Origin of the sequence: Hahella sp. CCB-MM4, from assembly GCF_002260525.1 — a bacterium.
Taxonomy (GTDB): Bacteria; Pseudomonadota; Gammaproteobacteria; order Pseudomonadales; family Oleiphilaceae; genus Hahella.
In genome coordinates this window covers 65,921-89,944 of sequence record NZ_MRYI01000009.1, presented here as the reverse complement: position 1 = coordinate 89,944, position 24,024 = coordinate 65,921, and the positions used below count along the sequence as shown (strand labels likewise).

The following is a 24,024-nucleotide window of genomic DNA, read 5'->3' as shown; positions in this document are numbered from 1 at the left end:
TATCTATCGACGCCGAGCCCCCAGGCGCACTAGCGCAATCCCCAGCAACAGCCACCACGCAGCACCACCGCCGGAGCTATCGGAACTATTATCCGAGCTTGGGCTCGTGTTGCTGCCAGTATCACCAGAATCACCGCTGTCCACGGTAGGTTTTTCATCATCATTCTCAATCAACCCCTCGACTGACGCCTGCGCAACAATACCGGAGCTCGGATTGCTGATCGTCACCCGAAATGATTCGGAATTTTCATACCCGGTATCGCCGGAGACATCGATCGTAAATGATTTAGTGAACTCACCCGCCGACAGACGCACCGTTCCGGAGGGAAGCGTACCTCCAAAGTCTGCGGCATTCGCCGGATTGGCACCGACGCCGTCCACATCGTAGTCGATCGTCATATCCACCACGGCAAACTGCCGGGATACCCGGAAAGTAAACGCCTTCCTGCCACTATTACCTTCCGCCAGAGAAGCATCTACAGCGGTCACCGATAAATTTCCTGAGGTATTCACGGTAGTCAGACTGAAGTCTTCTGGAGAAATATTGAAGAATACGTTGTCACTGCATTTGACACGGACGCGCCCTTTCCCGGTATCCGTATTAGGCATCGTCACCCTTTCGAAACCGTCATTGGAGACGCCTTTTGTGATGACCGTGGTGAAGCTGTCTCCTCCATCTTTGGACAACTCAATGTCAACCTGAGTACAGCTTACCGGTGCCAGGTCTGTATTAGCCACATTCCAGGTCACATCCAATTGCTGCCCACCGGAATAGGCTCCGGCTCCAGGTGCAGTGACGACAAATGGACCGGAATCCTTATCTACCGTAAGAATGAGATCATCCTGGGCAACTCCGAAATCGCCTGAACGCGCTGTCACCCGAAAGTTCAATTCACGATCAGTTGTCGGCAGAGTCTCACCGAGAGAAGAGCCCAGATCACCGGAGACGATGGCACTCAGCTCTGGAAAATAACGTGTCGGAGAGGTGGTTCCCTGCACTGATCGAAATAATGGCCGGGATCCGTCATCCGTGCTCATTTGTCCGGTTGTGCTGGTCGCACTTCCCAAATCCATCTGATCCCAGGTATAGGTAAGCCCCGCCATGTCACCGACATCCACATCATTGGCGACGGCCGTCAGCATGAAAGGAGTATTGGCCGGTATTGCATAGTCGGCACCGGCATCGACGGTAGGAGGCGTATTTCCAGCATTGACAGCCGTACCACAGCTGGCTCCTGTGCTACTGGTCAGATAATCATTAATCTGCTCCAGACTGCCGCCATGAAAGTAATCATCAGCGTTGTACTGAATATTCTGGGGATCACAAAGCCCGGAATAGGACATGATGGTCGATCCGGAACCAACCTCCCATGCGCTTCGTGAGGAGCGATTTCCATTACATCCTCCACTATTCGCATTGAACGTATGCCCTGCCCCGAATTGGTGACCAAGCTCGTGAGCCAGCAAGTCTGTCACAAAGTATTCAAAACGCCCATCGGGATCGGAAAGTCCGGTGCGTCCCATCGCCTTGTAGGAATCCCAGCAAACCACTCCGACGAACGCCAGTCCGCCGCCATATTGATTTAGCAGATGCCCGATATCGTATTTATCGCTACCGATGACCTTATCAACATTGCTCTGATGTTCATCCAGCAGACTATCTTCATTGGAATATGGATCTGTACCTGAATTGGTGTAGATCAGCTTGTCGTTATCTGCGACCAACTGAAACCGGGCTGCCACTTCTTTTTCATATATCTGGTTCACCCGGTTGATGACCGTCACGATATACGCCTGGGTTTCAGCCACAGAAGGATTCCGGCTATCGCTGCTTACCGAGGCCGAAAACTCTCCCGTAGCTCCCATGGCTATTTTGTAGACCTTATAGGTATCACCAGTGGTCATTCTGGCAGCCAGTTCAGGCATCGCCAGCGACCTGAGGTAACTGAATTCACTGTCCTGATCCTGATGATGCTCTTCTGTATCACACTTCAATGGCTCGCCTTCCGGCGCATCCTCTTTGAAGAACCCGCGATACTGAGAAATATTTCCGGCGCTGCCGAAGCTGGCTTCCGGCTCCAGCACCATCACCGTCTCAGGCGTATTGACGTAGCCATGGAAGCCTCGTGGAGTGGTATCAATACGTCCGCTGATTCCCTCATCATCAACACCGACGACCTTATAGGTTCGAATCTCCGGATACTTGGCTTCCAGCTCAGGAGCCATGATCGGAGAATAAAAAGCTTGCAAGTGGAGATAACCGCCATCCGGGCGGGGATAGTAAAACGACAGACCTTCAGCCGCCCCTTCTAATGGCGCACCTTCCAGATAGGTTTTCAGACTTTCGATATCGGTAGCGATGCCACGGTAATGAAACGCCGACTCCGCCAGACTTTTTCCTCTGACATCCACCCACATACCGTCGGGAGACTGTGCCTGAACCATGCCGGCGAATGCCAGCGACAATTGTGCTGCAGCTAAAAGAACAACCTTATTCATCTCTGTTAACCAGATTTTCCAATGTGATTTTGTGGGTAAATATGGGAGCCTCGAAGAATCCGGGCTCCACTTTTCAAGGTGTTAAAACCAGCGTTTTACTGAACGCCAAAGTCTGGAAAAGAACCCCTGTTGTCCCTCTTCCGCATTATCTGCGTTGTCTTGGGACGGCTCAGGCCTCAGTTCCCCCGGAGGTTCGACAGGCTTGGGTATGTTCGGCAAATCCTGTTTGTAGAAGACCCGGTATCGCCCTTTGCCAGCTCCCTCGCTTTGCATCTTGTTGGAACCACCAAACACCGCTTCCGGCTCGATCAGAACACTTTTTCCCTGTGTGGTGAGGAAAGCCTTGAAGCCGGCATCGGTAAGATCGATGCGACCGGACATGGTAGGAATGTCCACACCTTTGACTTTGTAGGTTCTGATCAGGGGGTATTTTGCCGCCAGCTCCGGTGCCATGACCGGTGAATCATAGGCCTCCAAAACAACGAAGCTTTGATCCGGCATCGGTAATTTCAAAGACAACCCTTGGGGAGCACCCTCCGCAGGAGCCTGCTTGAGATATTCGCGTAATGACGGCAAATCGAGTTCGACAGAAAAATAGGGGAATGTGTGCTCCAGCCGATCGCTTTTCGCAGGATTCCAGAATCCGTCATCGGCATACAACACCGGCGACATCAACATCGCTCCGCTTATCAGCAGGCTACGAAAAAGTAACTGATTGACCTTAATTATCTGCACAACACTCCCAATATGGCTTTCTCAGGAAACCGCCGTGAGTGTAATAAAGAAAATCCGGGGACGCGCCGTCCATTTGGCCTATTTTAGATTAACTGCGATCCAGTTATCGGGGATACAAAATTGCTAAGGTTTTCATCTTGAACATAACAGCACTTTCGCCCGACCATCGAATTATTCGTTGGAGTCGACCACGCATTCAATCTGACTTGGGCTTTTGCACAAATAGGGATATCAATGCCAGGGTTGCAGACCCCACCATCAACAGTACTGACACAGCATTCAATACAGGTGTAGACCCCTCCCTCAGCCGATCAAACATCGCTATTGTTAAAGGCGCATCTGACCCCACCAACATGAGGGTTGTATTGAAATTCTCAAAGGACATCAGAAAACTGACGATGCCGGCTCCGATCAGCGCGGGACGCAGGTAAGGTAAAGTCACTGTCCAGATAACAGCAAAATTTGAGGCTCCCAGATTCAGGGCCGCCTCCTCCAGAGACCTGTCAAAACGTCTCAATCTCGCTGAGATGACCAGTGTGGCGATGGTGGTAATAAAGGCAAACTGCCCCAGAATCACCAGCGGCAAACCGGGACGCAGAAGCTCCAGCTCCAGGTCATAGTTATCCTCCAGTCCGTTGGCGATACTGCTACTGAAAATAAGAATGGAGACCCCCAGAATCACTCCCGGGATCACCAATGGCGTCAGCATCATCATGTACAGAAAGCCTTTACCGATGAAATCGTGACGCTCAAACAGAAAAGCATTACAGGTAGCCAGACTGATACTCAGGATCGTGACTGCCACCGCGACCCAAAAGGACACCAGAATACTCTCCAGCAATTCCCCGTCATAGAAGATCCCCAGTGCAGGCTCTTTTTGACCGACAAACCAATCCAGGGTACCGCCGTTCCAGGGAAGTGAGGGAAACAGGGAGTCGTTAAATGCGAAGGTCGCCACGACCGCCAGAGGCAATATCAGATAAACAAAAAAGAGAGCCACATAAGCGGCATAGGTACGGCGGAAAAACCGGCTGCTGGGAATGGAGGGAATCATGTCATCACCCGGGTAAAGGACTGTCGGCTCAACTTGAGCCCACACCAGACAATGACTGACGACAGTACCAGTAATAGCATGCCGAAAGCTGAACCCTGCTCCCAGTTAAAACGGGTGATAAACTGGGTATAGATCTGCTCGGTAAACCAGAGGCTGTCCTTGCCTCCCAATAGCGTGGGAGTCAGATAGTTGCCCAACGTGAGCATGAATACCACGATACAGCCACTGACAATGCCGGGCATGGCATGGGGAATCACCACGTCTCTGATCACTTCCAGATGGTTCCCACCGAGGTCGTATGCTGCCTCAATCAGGCTGTCGTCCAGGCTTTCCAGGGTGGTAACCAACGGCACCACCATGAACAACATGGAGGTATAGACAAGCCCCACCATGATGGCAACGTCGTTATAAAGCATTTCCACCGGTTGATCGACCAGCCCCATCCATTGCAGCAGCGAACTGAACAGACCGGTCTCCCGCAACAGGATCATCCATCCGTAGGTTCTCACCAGCTCACTGACCCAAAAGGGGATCAGACAGAGAATGAACAGAGCCGCCTTAAGCCTGCCCCGCAACATTTTAGCGATATAGAAGGAGACCGGGAACGCAATCAGGAGTGTCAGCCCGGTAGCCAGAATGGACATGACCGCCGTACGCAGAAAGGTCCGCCAATATAAAGGCTCGGTAAAAAATTCGGTGTAATTCCCCCAACTGAAAGCATATTGCCGTGCAGCAACTCGCTCACGCAGGGAGATCAGCACCATGTCGATATGGGGAAGCACAATGAACAACGCCAGCCAGAGGGCCAGCGGACTCACCAGCAGAATCAGACCGAGTTTGCCACTGTCCTTCCATTGACTCATCGCCGGCTCCCGCCGGGCCTTCCGGCTTTAGACCTCATAGCACCGCACCTGACCGGACATCCACCCAACGCTGACCACATCCCCCTTTTTGACCCGACGAAACTCCGCCGTCTGAGGCAGGGCGACGTTAAGCAGCTCAATCGCGTCGGGAAGCCGTACCAGCATCTGGCTACGGGCACCGTCGAACAGAACCGACTCCACTTTACCTTTGTAACGGTTGGTTGTGGCCGGCGCAGTGTCACCCAGAGTGACCGTAATGGACTCCGGACGCAGATAGAATTCCAGTTTCTTACCGACTCCCCAGGGATGGGAAACCTGAAGATCATTTCCAGGGCGGTCAATCCGCATTTTCAGCCCGGTCTCACATTGGACATTGAAACCTTTTTCATCCCGTTCCTGAATGACGCCATACCAACGGTTGCTCTCCCCGACAAATCCTGCAACAAACCGCGAGGCGGGTTCATAGTAGAGCTCCTGGGGCGCTCCCACCTGCTCAAAGCGACCCGCATTCATCACTGCAACCTGATCAGACATGACCAATGCCTCTGACTGATCATGGGTGATATATATGAACGTGGCGCCGAACTTTTCTTGTAAATGCTTCAGTTCAACCTTCATTTGCTCCCGCAGTTTCAGGTCCAGAGCGCCCAGGGGTTCATCCAAAAGCAGAACATCAGGATTCAGGACCAGACACCGGGCAATCGCAATACGCTGTTTCTGGCCACCGGAAAGCTGGCTGATCTGCTTATCCCCCGAGTCCGGTAACCCAACGCGGGACAGCATATCCTCCACCCGGCTCTTGATGTCTGTTTTGGCGACACCCCGGCGCTTGAGCCCATATGCGACATTTTCTGCAACCGTCATATTGGGGAAGAGAGCCAGGTGCTGGAACACCATATTCACCGGTCGTCGGTTGGGCGGTGTATTCAGAACGGATTTACCTTTGATCAGGATATCTCCGTGATCAGGACTCTGAAATCCGGCCACCATACGCAGCAACGTCGTTTTCCCACACCCGGACGGACCAAGAATGGAAAAGAAGCTGCCACTGGGGATAGAGAAAGAGACTTCCTGAACGGCCGCGAAATGACCAAAGGACTTGGTCACCTCACGACATTCAAGGTCTACATCAGTATTGTTGGCTTGAAGCTGCATGTTCCCTGCCGCTGTCAGATTTATGCGATCAGCTCTGGGCAGCTTTCACACGGTCCAGTACCTTACCTTCCATTTCCTCAAGACCGGGAGGAACCGGTGGATACCATTTGATATTGTCTACGTCAGCCGGTGGAAAGCTCTCGTTGAACTGGGCTTTTAGCTTGGGATTGACGAACTTATCGCCGCCTTTGGAGGCAGTGAAATTTCCTGCAGCTTCCGTAATCTTGGCGGCGACTTCCGGCTGCATGACAAAGTTGATCCATTTATAGGCCGCCTCTTCTGCCTTGGTTTTGCGTGGCAGGGCAAAGGTATCAATCCAGCCCAATGCACCGGACTTAGGCGCTACAAAGGTGATATCAGGATTCTCAGAATTCAGTTTCCAACCACCGGCATCCCAGGCCATTGCGGCTTTAACCTCTCCTGAACGCATCAAGTTGAGTAGCTCGTCCCCACCGCTCCAATAGGCTTTCACATTGCTTTTGCAGTCGATGAGCTTCTTTTCCACTTTGGCCAGAATTTCGCCGTATTTTTTCGTGTCGCTATATGCTGCGAAAGGATCTTCTCCCAAGGCATAAGCAAACCCGATCAAAGTGGGACGTTTCAATCGATAGGAAACCTGCCCACTCAGCGCAGACTGGCATAGATCTGTGTAGTCCATGACGCCCTTGGCCTGTTTGCGATTGACCACCAGACCACTGGTTCCCCACACATGCGGAACACCATACACTTCGCCGTTAAAGGCAGTATTCTTTTTGGTCGCTTCCAGCATGGAGGAGATAAATCTATTGGCATCGATCTTACTGAGGTCAATCGGCTTATAGATATCAAAGTCTGCCTGGGCACTGGTGATCCGGTCCTGACTGGGTTGCGCCAGGTCAAAGCCCGCACCACGGGTCGCCCGCAGTTTGGAAATCATATCTTCATTGTTGGACTTGGTGACATCAACCTTGATGCCGGTTTCCTTTTCGAACTGATCGACCACTTCCTGGGGTGCATACCCTCCCCATGTCAGCAGACGCAGCGTCTCGGCATGCAGTTGAGAAGACATTGCCAGCGCCGAAGCGAGTATTAAGGTGGATTTCTTTAACAGCCTTTTCATAACGATTCCTCTATATGGAGTCATACCCTGATTGACAGTCAAACCTGCGGTATACACCTGCAGTCATCCATGCGGCATCGTTTGGGGGGATCACTGATCGCCCCTCAACAATGTGCTACTACTTGCCTTTCCATTGAGCCGGTAATTAACGCTTTTGATCCAGAGAATCTATTGTTGATCCAAAGCATCTGTTGTTAATCAAGGTACCAGTTATTAATCAAAGCACTTGTTGTTAATTTAAAAGTACCTGTGGTTAATCAAAGTACTTGTTGTTAATTAAAGTACCTGTGGTTAATGAAAATACCTGACATCAATCGAAAGCCACTCAGGGAAAATGTTCAATTGCTGAAAACAGTCACCCTTCCAGACCCGTAGCCCTCTACAGTAGCTCTAACACTGGATAACCAGTAACAACAGAACTCACCGGTAGAACAGCTTGAGGCACAAGATTCAAAAGAGATCGTAGCCAAGCGCATGCACTGCTGACGGACGCTAGCATCCCTATATGACTAAAATGTGACAGCACTGTCAACGACGAAGACGGCAGATGGTGAACAAATTTCGATCGGATAATTCGTTCCATTTATTTATTTATTTAACGATCCATTTATCCACCCATTTAACGATCCATTTATCTGTCCATTTGACAAAGGTTCACAATGTCAGAGACCGGGGTCGCAGTCTTGCTGATAACGCGTATCTATGATGAGCGCATAATAACAATCAGGCAGGACAATAATATGAACAAACTGGTATTCAGAGTGGCAGTTTCGGTAAGACGCGATAGCGACTACATCGCTTGTATACCCGGCATGCTGGTCTGTGGGATGGGGACCTGTATTGAATCCACATTGGAAAATACCCGATCCATCATCGCTGAGTATATTTCTGACAGCGCCCAGGCCAATTCAAGCCTCGGCCCCGCTGAACCGTTGCACATTCAGGACACGACCTGGCATCAGGTGGAGGTGGTCAGATCACGATGACAGATTCATGCAGGATGGCAGGTTCAAGTACCGTCATAGATAAAACACCCCAATCAGCAGATTGCAGAGTGACGCAAGGAGACACCGGCAGATCTTAGCGATCGACAATGACTAGCTATCGACAAGGATTAGCTATCAACACGGATCAGTGATCGATAATAGAATCCAGGGCAGCCGCAGCCTTCACCGGCTGGGTTGCCACAATCTTCCAAATCTCCGTCGCCACTCTCCTCTCGATCAGGGTGCGATCTTTCAATTTACACAGGCAGGATATCTGTAAAATGTTCGCCCCCTGCCTTATCCTGACCAGCGATTAAACTTTGCTTCCAATCAACCCTTTCACGGTATTGAGGATATCCGCCGGCATAACCACTGTCTTACTATTGTCTGAAACGGAGATGTCTTTCAGGGCACTCACATACTTTTCACCCAGCAGGTAGGTGACCGGGAGAGAGTCTCCTTTGATGGATTCCGTGACCAGGGTAATGGCTTCACGGCTGGCATTTGCCAATACCACCTGAGCCTCTGCATCTTTGCGTGAGGCTTCCAGGCGCCCTTCAGCTTCCAGAATGGTGGCCTGTTTTTCACCTTCGGCTTTAGTAACAGCAGCACGGCGTTGGCGTTCTGCGGCAGCTTGTTCCTCCATAGCGGCCTGCATGGTGGTGGAGGGATTAATATCCTGAATTTCCACCGTCTTGAGCACGATCCCCCAATCCGAAATATCGTCAGAAATCGCCATTTTCAGTTTGGCCTTGATCTGGTCCCGGGAAGACAACGCAGAGTCCAGGGTCATTTCACCGATGATGGAACGCAGTGCCGTCTGGATCAGGTTGCGAATGGCGAGAATATAATCCTCCACCCCGTACACGGCTTTCTCCGGCGTCACGATATTGATATAGGCCACGGCATTGGCCACAATCACCGCATTATCCTCTGTGATCACTTCCTGAGAGGGAATATCCAACACAATATCTTTGGTGGTGACTTTGTAGGGGACGGTATCCACATAAGGAATAATAACGTTCAGCCCGGGAGTCAGTGTTTTATGGTAACGACCGAGACGCTGGACAATATACTTGTATCCCTGGGGTACGATTCGCACGCCCATCATCAGGGTCACAATGACCACCACGACCAGGGCGATAACGATAATCAACGCTTCCATTTCAATAACCTCATTTATCTATGTTTTTAGCTGCCGGATGATTTATAGAGCTTAATTTTTGGGAACCACAATCAAGGCATTACCGGACACTTCGGTCACCATGACCCTGTCCCCTGATCTGAGCTCGCCGTCAAAGATAAATTCCCACTCATCATTCCCCAATATGGGAGCAGGAAAACGAAGATTGCCACGGGATCTGGCAGAGGAATATTCCAGCACTGTCCCCACCTGCCCAATGATCGCCTCCCGGGAGAGCCCCGCCAGAGTGCGGTTTTCCATACGTGGTGACACCAGTTTATGCCACAGCACCAAAAGCAGAACTGACAGGCCGCCCCAAATAAACAATTGGGCAGTGACTCCTATTGGAAACAGCACCATCAACAGACCTACCGCGATGCCTGCAACACCAAACCAGAGTATGACAAAGCTGGGAACAAATATTTCCAGGCCGGCCAGTAATATGCCCAATACAATCCAATGCCAGTAGGCAATGTTTGCGTTTAACCATTCCACCATAAAATTTGCTTTTCCTTCGAGACAGACCAGTACAGGAGAGGAGTATAGCCTTAACGGCTTCAGGGAGCGCTATCCAATGGGAAAATATCGAAAAGTCAGGACGATGATTTGCTTCGCTCGCCCGGAACAGAGGGTTGCCGGTGGATATAGATCACCACCAGGGTCAGACAGATAAGAGTAATGGCCAGCAGATAGGGTTTGGCGTTCAACATGAACATGGCGAAAATGCCGCTCAATGTAATCATGCTGTAGGCCATGCACTTGGCCCTTAGTGGAATCACCCGATGATCCCGCCAATTGCGCAGAGCAGGGCCGAACCTGGCATGGTTGAGCAGCCACTGCTCACGCTCCGGGGAAGATTTGGCAAAGGCCCAGGCGGCAATAATGATAAATATGGTCGTCGGCATTACCGGCAAAAAGGCACCAATAATTCCCAACCCGACACAACACCATGCAAGAACAAAATATCCGGTTCTGCTCATTATTCGCTTCTTTCTTTCCAGTGTTTCAATGCAGACAGATTATCTCCCTATAGGCATTAGTATGGCAGCGAAATAAAAAAATGAAAGTTACATAACCACCGCTTTTTCGTCCATTTCAGCGTTCAGGACAGAGGATCTGACCGAAAAGAAATCAGCCAATAGTGCAGCCACCTGAACCGGGTCGTCCTCCTGGAGAAAGTGTCCGCAGTGTGGCAGCGATGTTACAGTCGTTTGCGGCAGAATATCTTTTATCCGTTTTGCCGTTGAAGGCATATCCGGCAGTATACGGTCTTTCGTTCCATTGATGATCCGAACCGGCATCGTCAGCCGGGACAGCTTATTTTCCATATCCTTGAACCCTTCAGGGACCAGCCCGGCACCCGCCTGCAGAAGCGCTTTTCGGGCAAGCTTGTCTACAAAGGGCTGCTGAATATTCTGAATCATCTCATTCGTAATACGGTCATGATTCAGCATTCCAATATACATGCTGTACTTCAGTCCCCATGGGCTGGAAAGCAGATGGCGCACTCCCGGAAGCTTGCAACAGAACAAGAAGGCCATGACCGCCCAGGAGAAGTCTGAAAACACCAGGGTGTTCAGGAGCACCAGGCTTCTGACTCTTTCCGCCTGGTGTACTGCCCAATAAACCCCGATAGGGCCGCCAATATCGTGAACCACCAAATTGATGTCGGTAATACCGAGGTTGTCCAGAAATCCATCAATCACTCGCTGATAGAAACGAAAACTGTAGGAAACATTCAGAGGTTTATCTGAAGCACCATAGCCGGGTAGATCAATGGCGATCACTCTGCGACGTGCAGCAAGGGCGGGCATAATATTGCGCCATAGATAAGAAGACGTCGGAAAACCATGAATCAGTAATATGGGTGGCAGTTCGTCATCCTCGACCGGCACCGCTTCCAGGTAGTGTATTCGCAGCTGGTCGACGTTAGTATATTGGCTCAGGATCTCTGCTTGTTTGCTATGGTCGGCTGACATGGGCTCGCTCTCTTGTCATTCAGGATTTGATTACCTGTCTTTTTTACGCGAGCCCGGTAGCGATAGCGATTACCTTGGAGGTAATGAACTCAGAGCTATTTGTTTATTAGTGCATGTTTTCTAGGGCTATATCAGTTTCTGATCGTAGGCATACTTCGTCAGTTCTGCCGTGGTACTCAGATTCAGCTTGGTTTTAATATTCTGCCGGTGTGTTTCCACCGTTCGCACGCTGATATTCAATTCGTTGGAAATGGCCTTGCTGCTGAGCCCTTTTGCCACCCGGGCCAGAATGGCTTCTTCCCGCCGAGTGAGTTTACTGGCCACTGGATCTGAGGTTTCCCCATGCCGAAACAGCGTTTCTGTCGCCGCCCGGCAAATGTAGGTTGCGCCATCAGCGACGGTACGGATTGCCCGCACCATTTCCTCGACCGAAACATCTTTCAGGATATAGCCCTTGGCTCCGTGAAACATCAATTGGGATATGTATTCACGGTTATCATGCATGCTGAGAATCAACACCTTCAAATCCGGATACCGTTCCTGAAACACCTTGGTGGTTTCTATCCCGTTCATATTGGGCATGCTGACGTCCATCATCACCACATCCGGTTGCAGTTTCTGCACCAGTTCAAGTGCTTCAATGCCGTCGGTTGCCTGGCCAACCACCTGTATGCCCTTTTCCTGTTCCAGCCGCGCCCGGATTCCTTCCAGTACCAGAATGTGGTCATCGACCAGCATGACTTTAACAATAGATTCTGATGTGCTCATATCACTGCCACTCACTTACGCCTTTGCATGTTTCTTATTTTATCAACGCCAGCTTTGCCAACGTCACTGTTTATCTATATGTCCACAATAGCCATGTGGCCACGGGATAGTCTGTGAAAGCCAGAGCATGACTATGCCTGATACTGCTTGAACGATGCCATAATCCGGGTGCCGTTACCGGCCCTGGAAGAAAGTTCAAACTCACCTCCCAGGAACTCCACCCGCTCCCGCATATTACGTAATCCGATGCCGCGCCGGGCAAAATCGTCTTTTTTGACAATCCCTACCCCGTTATCCGAGATACACAGAAACAGCCCTTCTGCATCCTCTTCCAGGCTTAACGTCAGTCTGGTGGCCTGGGCATGTTTCTCGATGTTGGAAAGTGCTTCCTGGACAATCCGGTACAAGGTTGTGGCGACTTCTTCAGAAATCTCACTCTGTTGTGGCTGAATATCCACATCCATGGATATGCCGGTACGCTCGCGAAAGTCGTCCAACAGTTGGTTCAATGCAGCCAGCAGTCCCAGGTCATCCAGTACGCTTGGACGCAAATCATGGGATATGCGCCTGACCTCCTGTATGGCCCGGTTCAGAACTTCTTCACCCTTCACCAGCGAATCCCGGGCAACCCCACCCGAATCTGGAATATTTGCCATGGCAGCCTCCAACCGGTATTTCACTGACACCAGTAACTGGTTGATGCCGTCGTGAAGTTCCCGGGAAACCCGTCGCCGTTCCTCTTCCTGGTGCTGCACGGTCTTATGACTGAGCTCCTTCAGGTTCTGATCCGCCAGGCGATGTTCATGGACGTTAAACAGAATGGCAGCACTGACCACGATACCGATAGACACCACCAGAGCCACCAGAATAGCCAACAGCGTCTGCTTCACGTTAGCGTCCACGCCCGCCTCTATCAGGCGCATTTCAGTGGCAATATCATCAATATACAAGCCGGTGCCGAACATCCACTGCCAGTCTTCTATCTGTTCGACATAACCCACCTTATCCACTTCATTGCCGGTGGAGGGCTGCTGCCACAGATACTGATAATACCCGCCCCCCTTGTTTGCAATCCTGAGCAACTGACGGATCAGGTAGTCTCCGTTACTGTCCTGAAAATCCATCAGATTCCGCCCCACCAATTCCGGCTGGGCCGCATGTACCAGATTCAGGCCGTCTTTGGTGTAGGCATAGAAATAACCGTCATCACTGAACAACTCTTCCTGCATGAGAGCCACCACTTTGGCGCGGGCTTCATCCTCATTGGCAGAGTTTTCGCGAATGAAATTGATCGCAATTCGCATGATGGACACATAGTCCTTCAATGCGGTTTCCTTGGATCGGCGTAGATTCTGCTCGAAGGTGTGTAACTCACGCTTGGTGAGCATATTCCCCTGATGCAGGGTCACCACAGAAAAAATGGCAGTGACGACCAGCAAAGGCAGCAGGGCAAGCAGTATCAGTTTGGTTCTTAACGACATGACAATTACCATTAACTCGCTATCGATTACCGTTAAATCGCTATCGGCAGCAGTATGTCATAAGCGCCAGTCACAGGCCTATACGGAACAAGGCGGAATGCCGGCCCGATAGATTAAAAAGAGCGGACGCGGAGAGGGGACTCTTGAGACGAAACCAACATTCCGGCTAATGGCTCCCCGCGCCCGCTAACAGTCGTCCTGACCAACACTCATCCATGACTATGCAAAGCCAACTAAGGCCTTACGGTCGTTAACGTTTAACAGGCCGCCTGACAGAAAAAACTACAGGCGGCCATTTCATCTACTTCTGGAGACCTGTCTTTACTCCTAAAGATCTGTCTGTCTTCCAGCTACATTCCGAACACGCCGGGGAACACCATCAGGGTGATCACCACCAATACCTGGAGGATAATGAATGGCACGACTCCACGGTAAATATCAATGGTACGGACACCGGGCGGCGCTACCCCTTTCAGGTAAAACAGACTGAATCCGAAGGGCGGTGTCAGGAAACTGGTTTGCAGGTTCATGGCAATCAGGATGGCAAACCACAGCATATCAATACCCAGGGTCTCTGCCACCGGAGCCAGGATCGGCACAATAATGAAAGAGATTTCCACGAAATCGATAAAGAAGCCCAGCACCAGAATGAAGAGCATGGAAAGTATGAGGAAGCCCCATTTTTCACCGGGAAGTGACAGCATCCATTCTTCCACCAGGGCATCGCCGCCGGAATAGCTGAACGTCATGGAGAACGCGGTCGCTCCCAACAGAATGGCAAAGACCATCGCCGTCACCACCACGGTTTCCTGCGCGCTATCCCAGATCATTTTCCAGGAAAACTGACGATAGATTACTGCCAATGCAATCGCGCCCACACCACCCAGAGCAGATGATTCCGTGGGTGTGGCGATACCGGTAAAAATGGAACCCAGTACCACTAGAATCAATGCCAAAGGAGGAATCACCGCCATCAGTGCATCGCGGATTTCCTTAGCACGGTCATGGTCTCCCGCAGGCATAGGGGGCGCCAGCTTGGGCTTCCATAGAGTGAGAATCAGAATGAATGCGATGTAGAGACCGATCAGAATAACACCGGGGACAACCGCGGCTCTGAACAGATCTCCTACCGGTAATCCGATAACATCTCCGAGAATAATCAGAATAATCGAGGGGGGAATGATCTGACCCAGGGTTCCGGAGGCACAAATAGTTCCACAGCTCAGTTTCTTGTCATAGCCGTATTTCATCATTACCGGCAGAGAAATCAGCCCCATGGCGACCACACTGGCACCCACGACTCCGGTGGAAGCAGCCAATAGCGCGCCTACCAGGATCGTGGAGATTGCCAACCCTCCGGGCAAGCCGCCAAACAGTCTTCCCATCGACTCCAGCAGTTGCTGGGCCAGTCGGGTTTTCTGCAATACCACCCCCATAAAAATAAACAGAGGGATGGCCATCATCACGGTATTTTCCATGATGCTCATAATCCGGAACGGCATGAAAGCAAACAGATCCATGCCCTCGGCAATCAACCCGAAAACCAGTGCCACACCGCCAAAGGTAAAGGCCACCGGAAAGCCCCACATCAACATCAGCAGGGCAACAACGAACATTATGATACCAATCATGCCAGGCTCTCCTTGTGTTCAGTGGAGTATGTCTCGCCCAGCAGCAACACCCGCAAAGCCTGGGTAAACATAGCCAGCCCACTGATACAGGTCAGCGCAGCGGCCAGGGGAATAACAGACTTGATGATCCAGCGGTAGGGTAAGCCACCGGGATCCCCACTTCCCTCTCCAAGCTCATAGGCTTCCATTGCAAAGCCGTATCCGTAATAGGCAATCAGCACGCAAAATGGAATCACAAACAAAACAACACCTGCCAGATTGATCAGAGCCTTGGTCCGATCACTGCGGGTTTCATAGATAATATCAACGCGTACATGACCGTCCCGCCGCATGGCAAAGGGAACACCCAGAAGAAACGTTACGGAATAGAGGTGCCATTCCAGCTCCTGCATTCCGATGGAAACATCATTGAAGGCATATCTCATCATTACATCGAATGCCACGTTTGCCAGCATCAGCAGCATGGCAACCGTTGCAATGTGGCCACAAATGTTGGAAAGGCCCCCAAGAAATTCATCAGTTTTAACCAACCCACGCATGTGTGGTTACTCCCGTCTTACACCAGTTAACATCACTCGACCTGAGAAAAGCGCCGCCCACTGGCGGCGCTGTATGGAGATCACGCTTGGTGTGGGTTACTCAACCACAGAGATGCTGTTGAGATAAGCCTCGTCGGAGATTTCAGTCCACTTACGGGCTTTCTTGAGATAGGACAATTGTGATTCGATGATTTCTTTGGCCAGCGGATCTTCAGCAGATTTTTCCGCAACCAGCTCATCGTTGGCTTTACGCATTGCCTCGATCACTTCCTTGGGGAAAGTGCGGACTTTCACGTTGGGGTAATCTTTCTTGATGGTATCCCAGTTTTTGGCGCTTTCGTGGGTAGACTGGGTGTACATGTCATAAGCTGAGGCTTTCATCGCCACTGTCAGGATTTCCTGAAGGTCTGCGGGCAGCTTATCAAAGGTTTTCTTGTTAACCAGGAACTGAAGTTCTGTGGCAGGCTCATGCCAACCGGTATAGTAGTAATCCGCCACTTGCGGGAAGCCCATCCGCAGATCAAGAGAAGGTCCTACCCACTCCAGAGCGTCAATGGTGCCACGTTCGATAGCTGTGTAGAGTTCACCGGGTGGAATGTTGGTGGGCTTCACACCGAGTTTGGCGAAGACTTCACCGGCGAATCCTGGAATACGCATTTTCAGACCTTGAAGGTCGTCCAGCGAGTTGATTTCCTTGCGGAACCACCCCCCCATCTGGTTACCCGTGTTGCCACCAGGGAATGACATCAGATTGAATGGTTCATAGACCTTCTGCATCAGGTCCATACCACCACCATAGTAGAACCATGCATACTGCTCCGAAGCAATCATACCGAACGGCATAGTGGTGAAATACAGAGTGTTGGCCACTTTGCCTTTCCAGTAATAAGAGGCGGAGTGACCCATGTCATACTGGCCCGAACGAACCAGATCAAATATTCCAAACGGCGCTTTGTGCTTGTTGGCAGAGTCGATGGTAATTTTCAGACGACCATTGGACATTTTTTCAGCCATTGCCGCCATATTGCGCGGAGCATCACCAAAAATCGGAAAGTTGGGTCCCCAGGTTTCAGCCAGCTTCAGCTTATAAACTTTCTCGGCAGCGTGAGAAAAGGAAGAGAGAATTGCAGAGGATACTACTGCAGCAATCGCAGCAGCTTTAACGACTTTTTTCATTGCTGTATTCCTGTTGTGGTTGTTTTAGGAATGATGGTCTTGCAAACCATGCTCAATCGCCTGCTAAAGCTACAGGCGTATCGCCCGTTAAGAGCATGACCAACAGAATGACAGCCCGAGAGGTGATTTTTTATCCGCTTAATTAACCAATTTCGGAGCGAGACTACGTAGGAGCCTAACGGCTAATACTTACGTATTTTCTACGTAGTCAGTCACCGTGTTTTAGCCTTGAAACAGCTTTCAATTTTGGTTGATCTGGATTGTCTTCCGGCGAAAGAAACCCTATAAATCTTTGATAAATAGATTGAGTTCTTCTCCGCTGCCGGGATAGGTCACTGTGCCGGACATTTTCATTCCAAGCTTGATCAGCAGAGTCATCGAATCAACATTTTCCTTGCTGGTGATTGCCATCACCTGGGGAATATGAAGTTCATCCCTGGCCAGCCGCAAGGTGCCCATGGCCGCTTCTTTCGCATATCCCTGCCCGCGAAAATCCGGCAGAAAAGCAAATCCGATATCAGGGGCTGCGAGAAAGTCCCGCTTGATCAAGCCACACAAACCAATAGGTTTATCGGCGACTTTATTATCGGTTTCTATCTGTCCCTGTTTTATCTTCTGTCCAGGTTTCAACTCAACGGCAAACAATCCGTATCCATGGTCTCTGTAGCTTTTTAGCGGTCCCTCCAGCAGATAGTTTTCAGCGTCTTCCTTGGTTCTGACACCCCGGTCAACCACATTTCGGATGAAGTCAGGATCATTGAGAATGTCGATCACAAAGTCCGTATCCCCCATTGTCAGTTCCCTTACCACCAACCGCTCCGTATCAAATACCATGCACTAAATCTTCCTATTCCACGTACAACAAAGATGTAATAGCCCGTTACTTAACGCAACGTAAACCTTATGGACAGAGCCATGTTTAACAGCTTAACTGTAAATTATATGGTGTTCTTAACGCCTGATTTTAGAAGGCTATTCACCATAATATGTTCCAATTACGCCCTGGACACAGTATTGGTCGCAACAGAATAATTCCAAATTAGATGACTTATCAGGGATTTAAAGTTTTTTTAACAATTGCACTCTTTCTTCTGGCCGGCCGGTCAGGAGCTAGCCCAACTGTAGCTATCGATCATATCTGGAATCCCGTATCCGTTGGACCCAATCTTGAGTATCTTGAAGACTCATCCAATCTGGTCAACATTTTTGACCTGATAGACGATCAGACCCTGGAGTGGCAACAAAACACTGCAGACACCCCGAACATGGGCTACACCACTTCCACTTTCTGGTTCCGTTTCGACATCAGCAATACCAGCAACCAGGCCGTAGACAGATTACTGGAAATCGGTTACCCGCTCCTGGATTACGTCGAACTGTTTCAGGTCAGCGGCGATACCATTGTCCAGCACTACAGCACGGGAGACAGACATCCTTTCAGTAGTCGGGCCATAGAGCATCGGAACTTTGTGTTCCCCATCAAACTCAACAGCTATGGCACCAGCACGATTTACCTGCGAATTAAAAGCGAAAGCTCATTACAAGTGCCCGTTCACATGGCTGCCGAGGTCGACTTCTACACCCATGACCAGACGGATCTGATGCGAAATGCCATCTACTACGGGATGATGCTGGTCATGATACTGTTCAACCTGTTCCTGTTTTTATCACTCAGGGAACGGGTATACCTGTACTACATCTCCTTTGTGTTCAGCTTTGCAGCAGTGCAGCTCTGTATCCATGGAATCCCTTCACAGTATCTGTGGCCCAATCACCCTTACCTTCAGGACCTGGGGATTCTCATTTTTGTCCCCTGCATCGTGCTGTTTACCGCTTTCTTTACCCGGAATTTTCTGAATCTGGCCGAACACGCCCCGAAGATGAATATATTCTTCACTATTGCCGGCTGGGTCAGTGCTGCCAATCTGGTATGTGCGCTGTTCCTGAACTATGAGACCTCAATCAAATTATCCCTGGCAACGGTGGTCCCTGTGTCCACAGCCTGTCTCCTGGTCGGCCCTTATCTATGGGCCAAAGGACACACCATCGCCCGCTTCTACAGTCTGGCCTGGTTCAGCATTACCCTGGCCGCCCTGGTTCTGGCCTTCAACAAAATGGGCTGGGTTCCGAGAACCTTCCTGACCGAAAACGGCCTGCAATTCGGCTCAGCCATGGAAGCCGTATTACTGTCGATGGCACTGGCAGACAGACTCAACAGTGAGCGGGAACAGCGGTTCAAAGCTCAGGAAAAGGTTCTGATTGAGACCCGTCAGCGGCAACTGGCAGAAGAAAAACTGATCTACTCTGCTCTGCACAATCCCATTACCGGCACCCCGAACCGGATATATTTTGAAAATTGGTTTGATAAGACCTGCCGCCATAAAAAACTCAGCAAACCTCTGCTGTTGGGAATGGTGCATCTGCAGCGATTTCACGAGGTCAACAAGACCCTGGGACACTTTCAGGCAGATGAGCTTTTAAAGCTGCTGACCCATGAACTGAACGAATGGGTGCAGGCAATTCCCGGCTCGGTGATGATGGATAACACCGAATCCCACAAGTACCATATTGTGGCCGTCGACGGCGTCACCTTTGTGACGTTGATCGACCCCGAACAGAACCCCGATCCACATGCCGCGTTCGCCCAACTGACCGCACGCATCGCCGAGCCGATAGAGTTCAAAGGCCTGATGATCGACATAGGCGGCATCGCCAGCACCGTGAGTTTTCCAAAAGACGCTGTCGATGGTTCGACATTGATTCGTAATGCCCAAATTGCCATCGAGATGGGCTCACGTTCCGGCAACCTTGTCACCCACTACTCAGACAACCTGAATCCTTACAATGAACGTCGCCTGAGCCTGGCTGGAGAACTCCGCAAAGCGATTCTGACCGACGGGTTGAGCCTGCACTACCAGCCGAAAGTCTCCACGCGGGATAACACCATCAACGGCATGGAGGCCCTGCTTCGGTGGGAGCATCCTGAACATGGCTTCATCGGACCAGACGAATTTATTCCTATTGCTGAGCAAACCGGGGTCATTCACCCCTTAACCCATTGGGTCATCAACCATGCGGTAGAAAAAATCGCGCTACTGATTCAGAAGGGCTACGACCTCGCCGTGGCAGTGAATATCTCGGCCATTAACCTGAAAGAGAAAGACTTTGCCGAAACCGTCCGCCGGATTCTTGAAAAACATCAGGTCGCACCGTCCCGTCTGTCTCTTGAGGTCACGGAAACCGCCATGATGGACGATCCACGCCGGGCACTCGCGGTGCTTAAACGCCTGAATCTTCTCGGCATACGCCTGTCTATTGATGACTTCGGCACCGGTTACTCGTCGCTCTCCTATATCAAACAGCTCCCTGTACAAGAGATTAAAATCGACCGCTCCTTTGTCATGGACATGGAGTCCAGCAACGGTGATGCCATTATCGTTCAAACCATGGTCAATATGTGTCATGACCTGGGGTTTGATGTGGTCGCCGAAGGTGTGGAAACGGAAAGATCCTGCCATAACCTGCAGGAAATGGGATGCGATTATCTGCAAGGCTATTATGTCAGCAGACCCTTGCCCTACGACAAGTTCGTCGTCTGGCTGGCCTCCTACTCTGACTCCCCTTCATCGATTCCAAAAGCGAACTGACCCAAAAAGTAAACTGACCAAGGTGGCGTTTTGACGTCCCCCTGGCTCCCGCCTCACACAGTGTGTAAAGTGTTGCTCAGCAGAACGCATTTTTTGACTCGATCTATAACGTATTTATAGACACCATTTTTGAATTGAAGGAAAGAGCCAGCCCTATGGAGCACTTGCCGCAACAACTGGAATTTCTAAGAGAAATCGACCAGCTTAAAGGCATTATCAGGCAAACCCTGCTGATCGATAAATCCCGCAAGGAAAACTCCGCCGAGCATTCATGGCACTTGGCCATGTATGCCATGATCCTGTCAGAGTACGCTAATGAACCGGTGAATGTGGGCAGAGTCATACAAATGCTGCTGATCCACGACATTGTCGAGGTGGATGCGGGAGATGTGCCTCTCCACGGCAACGGCGATAAATCCGAACAGGAACAGAGAGAAAAGGCAGCCGCTGACCGCTTGTTTGGCTTGCTTCCCGACCAGCAGGGAAAAAACCTGCGTACTCTTTGGGACGAATTCGAAGAGGCCACGACCCCCGATGCGCGTTTCGCCAAGGCTCTCGACCGATTGCAGCCAGTGTTGCATAACCTGGCCACTGACGGCGGCACCTGGGAGACATTCAATGTGGATGAAGCCAAAGTACTCAATCGCTGCGGCCCTCAGATAGAGAAGGGATCATCTTCCCTGTGGGAATGGGCCAGCCAGGAAATTCGACAATATTTTAAATAGCCTGTTTTTTGTGAGGATTGAAGCCTCATCAAGCCGATTGGATCAATAACCGAAAAAGCAAACAGGAACCTGATTACGGCCTATGTCCTCATTTATCCGACGTCTGACTATCCTGGAATTTCTTCGCTCAACACGGACGGAGAAATCTACGGAGGAAATTCTTAATCACCTTGTGGGTTCAGGCTATCTGGATGAATCCCAAAGCCCGGCCGCGTTAAAACGACTGGTTCAAAGGGACATGAATTTTCTTTACGGGAAAGATGACGGCTTTGACGAGGAAGACAGCGAACCCACCAACGAGTTCGGATTGCTGGCTGTCAGAGGCGTGGGTAAAAGCTGGCTGTGGAAACTGGATCCCTACGCCAGCCTGCAGTTCGATTATGAGAAGATGCCCCAATATATGGCCATCGCCTTTGCCATGGCCAAGAAACATCTGTCGAACCTCCTGCCACGCAACACGCTTTCGGAACTCGAACGCTTTTTTGCCCAGGCAGAGCACCGGCTGGAGCAAAGTGAACAAAGCCTTTCCCCCCAACTTTATAGCCGGTTAAAAGAATCGGTAGAGTTCTACCAGCGGGGACAAAGACTGCAGCCGGCAGAGTTTGATGTCGAACATCTGGATACGATCTATCGCGGAATTCTGCACAACCGGCAGCTTCATTTTCGCTATCGCGGCAAAGACTATCAGGTACATCCATTTGGTGTGGCGATTCTATTGCCCAAGCTCTATCTGGTCGGCAAGAAACATGAAGACGTCGACCAGCCGGACGAATACCGCCACTTTCTGATTCATAAAATTGAATCGATCTATATCGGTAACCAGACTGCCAGGATTCCTCCAGACTTCAGTCTGCGGGCCTATCTGGAGGCCGGTCATATGGATGTTTATATCGAACCCGAGGACACCCGGGAATATTCATTGAAGTTATGTATCAAGCCTTTCCAGCGCAAGAGTAACCTGATCGACGACCTGATCGAGAACCCCATCAGCGGCAGCCAGGAAATTATTCGGGCAGACGATGATACCTACTATCTAACGGCAAATGTCAGACGAACGATACAGCTGCGCAACTGGCTGATCAGCCTGGGGCCGGAATCTGTCGTGGAACAACCGGAAATGATACGAAAAGACTTGAGGGATTATCTACGGGTTACTTTAAAGGCCTACGAATGACACTATCAGGGCGGAAACTAACTCCGCCCATAAATATCAACCTACTTACAATCTCTTATCGTTCCGCTTACAGACCCTTATCACTCCAGACGGCAAACTCGTTCCCACTGGGCTCAATAAAGTGAAAGCGACGGCCACCAGGAAAAGAGAATATGGCCTTATTAATCGATCCTCCCGCTGACTCGACCTTCGACAGTGTGCTCTCGAGATCTTCACTATAGAATACGACCAGAGCTCCACCGGATTCCGTACTTGAACATCGATCCGCCTGGTAGAAACCGCCATCCAATCCCTGATTGGAGAACGCAGAATATTCAGGCCCGTAATCTACAAAGTCCCAGCCAAAGGCATTTTCAAAGAATGCTTTGGTAGCGCCCAGGTCCCTGGCTGCGTATTCCACATAATTTAATTTTTCATGTTCGTTCATAGTCATCCCTCCAAGGTATTCCGTATCGATGGACATATCCGTTTCGCCAGACTGATGGCGATTTAAATCCTTATGAGCTCTACTATCTTATGAGCCATGTATCTTATGAGTACTGGTATCTTATGAGCTCTACTATTTTACGAGCCATACGATCTTACGAGCTAAGCTATCTCACAAACTCTGTCGGCTTCTCGATTTCGTAAATGGCTTCGGCAATGCTGTCCAACCTTTTTTCCAGCACAGCCTGGGCATCATATAACCCCCGATTGTAAAAATAGGGACCAATCTTTTCACTGAAGAAATCCAACAGGAACTGGGCATCAAAATTACCAATGTCCTGCTCCAGCTCCTCTCTGAAATAAGCCTGTATATTCTTCACCAAGATATCTTTTTCTTCTTTTGAAAATTCGATTATGGACATACTCCACTCCCTCGCACGATTGTCCTGAGCTTACCCAAATATCCACTGGTTAAGCATACGGCCCGGCATCAATGCAAATATGCCGGCAAGTATCAGCCCACCAAAATACAAGCCCGTCATACTAGCCCGATGCTTTTTAATGTTGCCCTGTTTAATCGCAATAAACGCGGTCGGGACGGAATAAAGCACCAGCAAACTTAACAGGTGTATCAAGCCGAAATGCTTAAACAACGTCGGCCCCACTCTGGCAGGCATAAACAGTGTCACAACAGCAGAGGTTATCATAAGCAGCATGTAAGCAGGCCCCAGTTTCCTGTGGGCAAAGGTTCCTTTTCGCGAGAGTATCAGAAAGGTACCAATCAGGAATGCAGGAACGATGGTGATCAGATGCAGGTACGCAAGCTGCAGGTAGGTCATGAATTGAAGATTCCTTCCCTTAGTTACACGATCAATAGAAAGTTATACGATCAATAGAAAGTCAC

At 50.4% G+C, this 24,024-nt stretch carries 23 protein-coding genes; 4 read left to right on the top strand and 19 right to left on the bottom strand.

Features of this window, described 5'->3' with window-relative positions; genetic code table 11:
• Positions 1-3: 3 nt before the first annotated feature.
• The 6 genes from BTA51_RS16245 to BTA51_RS16220 all read right to left on the bottom strand — a co-directional run bounded on the left by BTA51_RS16245 (position 4) and on the right by BTA51_RS16220 (position 7,405).
• Positions 4-2,499: a reprolysin-like metallopeptidase gene (locus tag BTA51_RS16245; protein WP_094709085.1), complete on the bottom strand. Its 2,496-nt coding sequence runs from the start codon at positions 2,497-2,499 to the stop codon at positions 4-6.
• Positions 2,500-2,580: 81 nt separating this feature from the next.
• Positions 2,581-3,234, bottom strand: coding sequence for a hypothetical protein (locus tag BTA51_RS16240; protein WP_246841065.1), 654 nt, complete (start codon positions 3,232-3,234; stop codon positions 2,581-2,583).
• Positions 3,235-3,430: 196 nt separating this feature from the next.
• A complete protein-coding gene (locus BTA51_RS16235; protein ID WP_094709081.1) occupies positions 3,431-4,288 on the bottom strand; it encodes an ABC transporter permease in 858 nt (285 codons plus the stop codon).
• The gene (locus BTA51_RS16230; RefSeq protein ID WP_094709079.1) at positions 4,285-5,151 is read right to left on the bottom strand and encodes an ABC transporter permease; all 867 of its coding nucleotides are present in this window, start codon (positions 5,149-5,151) and stop codon (positions 4,285-4,287) included. Before BTA51_RS16230 ends, BTA51_RS16235 begins: the two co-directional genes overlap by 4 nt.
• 27 nt (positions 5,152-5,178) lie before the next feature.
• Positions 5,179-6,306: an ABC transporter ATP-binding protein gene (locus BTA51_RS16225; protein WP_094709077.1), complete on the bottom strand. Its 1,128-nt coding sequence runs from the start codon at positions 6,304-6,306 to the stop codon at positions 5,179-5,181.
• Positions 6,307-6,334: 28 nt separating this feature from the next.
• Positions 6,335-7,405 (bottom strand): extracellular solute-binding protein, encoded by a 1,071-nt coding sequence (locus BTA51_RS16220; protein ID WP_094709075.1) that lies wholly within the window; start codon positions 7,403-7,405, stop codon positions 6,335-6,337.
• Positions 7,406-8,145: 740 nt separating this feature from the next.
• On the opposite strand from BTA51_RS16220, the gene BTA51_RS16215 reads away from it, so the two are divergent.
• Complete coding sequence (locus BTA51_RS16215) at positions 8,146-8,391, top strand: hypothetical protein (RefSeq protein WP_141215618.1); 246 nt, start codon at positions 8,146-8,148, stop codon at positions 8,389-8,391.
• A 313-nt stretch (positions 8,392-8,704) separates the two neighbouring features.
• On the opposite strand, the gene BTA51_RS16210 is transcribed toward BTA51_RS16215, so the two are convergent.
• From BTA51_RS16210 to BTA51_RS16165, 10 genes are all read right to left on the bottom strand, one after another.
• Complete coding sequence (locus BTA51_RS16210; RefSeq protein ID WP_094709071.1) at positions 8,705-9,556, bottom strand: SPFH domain-containing protein; 852 nt, start codon at positions 9,554-9,556, stop codon at positions 8,705-8,707.
• A 51-nt stretch (positions 9,557-9,607) separates the two neighbouring features.
• Positions 9,608-10,072, bottom strand: a complete 465-nt coding sequence (locus tag BTA51_RS16205) for an NfeD family protein (protein WP_094709069.1) — start codon at positions 10,070-10,072, stop codon at positions 9,608-9,610.
• Between the two features lie 95 nt (positions 10,073-10,167).
• Entirely contained in the window at positions 10,168-10,554 is a 387-nt protein-coding gene (locus BTA51_RS16200; protein ID WP_094709067.1) for a YbaN family protein, read from the bottom strand.
• 87 nt (positions 10,555-10,641) lie between these two features.
• Positions 10,642-11,553: an alpha/beta fold hydrolase gene (locus BTA51_RS16195; protein WP_094709064.1), complete on the bottom strand. Its 912-nt coding sequence runs from the start codon at positions 11,551-11,553 to the stop codon at positions 10,642-10,644.
• A 126-nt stretch (positions 11,554-11,679) separates the two neighbouring features.
• A complete protein-coding gene (locus tag BTA51_RS16190) occupies positions 11,680-12,321 on the bottom strand; it encodes a response regulator transcription factor (RefSeq protein ID WP_094709062.1) in 642 nt (213 codons plus the stop codon).
• A 131-nt stretch (positions 12,322-12,452) separates the two neighbouring features.
• Positions 12,453-13,802 carry a cache domain-containing protein gene (locus BTA51_RS16185; protein WP_094709060.1) on the bottom strand — a complete coding sequence of 450 codons (1,350 nt, stop codon included), beginning with the start codon at positions 13,800-13,802 and terminating at the stop codon, positions 12,453-12,455.
• A 350-nt stretch (positions 13,803-14,152) separates the two neighbouring features.
• Positions 14,153-15,433 carry a TRAP transporter large permease subunit gene (locus tag BTA51_RS16180; RefSeq protein ID WP_094709058.1) on the bottom strand — a complete coding sequence of 427 codons (1,281 nt, stop codon included), beginning with the start codon at positions 15,431-15,433 and terminating at the stop codon, positions 14,153-14,155.
• Positions 15,430-15,972, bottom strand: a complete 543-nt coding sequence (locus tag BTA51_RS16175; RefSeq protein WP_094709056.1) for a TRAP transporter small permease subunit — start codon at positions 15,970-15,972, stop codon at positions 15,430-15,432. Before BTA51_RS16175 ends, BTA51_RS16180 begins: the two co-directional genes overlap by 4 nt.
• Before the next feature lie 96 nt (positions 15,973-16,068).
• Entirely contained in the window at positions 16,069-17,148 is a 1,080-nt protein-coding gene (locus BTA51_RS16170; RefSeq protein WP_094709054.1) for a TRAP transporter substrate-binding protein, read from the bottom strand.
• A gap of 282 nt (positions 17,149-17,430) precedes the next feature.
• A complete protein-coding gene (locus BTA51_RS16165) occupies positions 17,431-17,982 on the bottom strand; it encodes a GNAT family N-acetyltransferase (RefSeq protein WP_094709052.1) in 552 nt (183 codons plus the stop codon).
• Positions 17,983-18,191: 209 nt separating this feature from the next.
• Here BTA51_RS16165 and BTA51_RS16160 point away from each other — a divergent pair, with 209 nt between their 5' ends.
• The 3 genes from BTA51_RS16160 to BTA51_RS16150 all read left to right on the top strand — a co-directional run bounded on the left by BTA51_RS16160 (position 18,192) and on the right by BTA51_RS16150 (position 22,694).
• Positions 18,192-20,795: an EAL domain-containing protein gene (locus BTA51_RS16160; protein WP_094709050.1), complete on the top strand. Its 2,604-nt coding sequence runs from the start codon at positions 18,192-18,194 to the stop codon at positions 20,793-20,795.
• Positions 20,796-20,950: 155 nt separating this feature from the next.
• Positions 20,951-21,520, top strand: coding sequence for an HD family hydrolase (locus BTA51_RS16155; protein WP_094709048.1), 570 nt, complete (start codon positions 20,951-20,953; stop codon positions 21,518-21,520).
• Positions 21,521-21,602: 82 nt separating this feature from the next.
• Positions 21,603-22,694, top strand: coding sequence for a YafY family protein (locus tag BTA51_RS16150; RefSeq protein ID WP_094709046.1), 1,092 nt, complete (start codon positions 21,603-21,605; stop codon positions 22,692-22,694).
• A gap of 67 nt (positions 22,695-22,761) precedes the next feature.
• On the opposite strand, the gene BTA51_RS16145 is transcribed toward BTA51_RS16150, so the two are convergent.
• From BTA51_RS16145 to BTA51_RS16135, 3 genes are all read right to left on the bottom strand, one after another.
• Positions 22,762-23,121 carry a VOC family protein gene (locus tag BTA51_RS16145; RefSeq protein ID WP_094709289.1) on the bottom strand — a complete coding sequence of 120 codons (360 nt, stop codon included), beginning with the start codon at positions 23,119-23,121 and terminating at the stop codon, positions 22,762-22,764.
• Between the two features lie 166 nt (positions 23,122-23,287).
• Complete coding sequence (locus BTA51_RS16140) at positions 23,288-23,542, bottom strand: DUF2164 domain-containing protein (protein WP_094709044.1); 255 nt, start codon at positions 23,540-23,542, stop codon at positions 23,288-23,290.
• A 30-nt stretch (positions 23,543-23,572) separates the two neighbouring features.
• Entirely contained in the window at positions 23,573-23,959 is a 387-nt protein-coding gene (locus BTA51_RS16135; RefSeq protein WP_094709042.1) for a DUF2306 domain-containing protein, read from the bottom strand.
• Positions 23,960-24,024 lie beyond the last annotated feature (65 nt).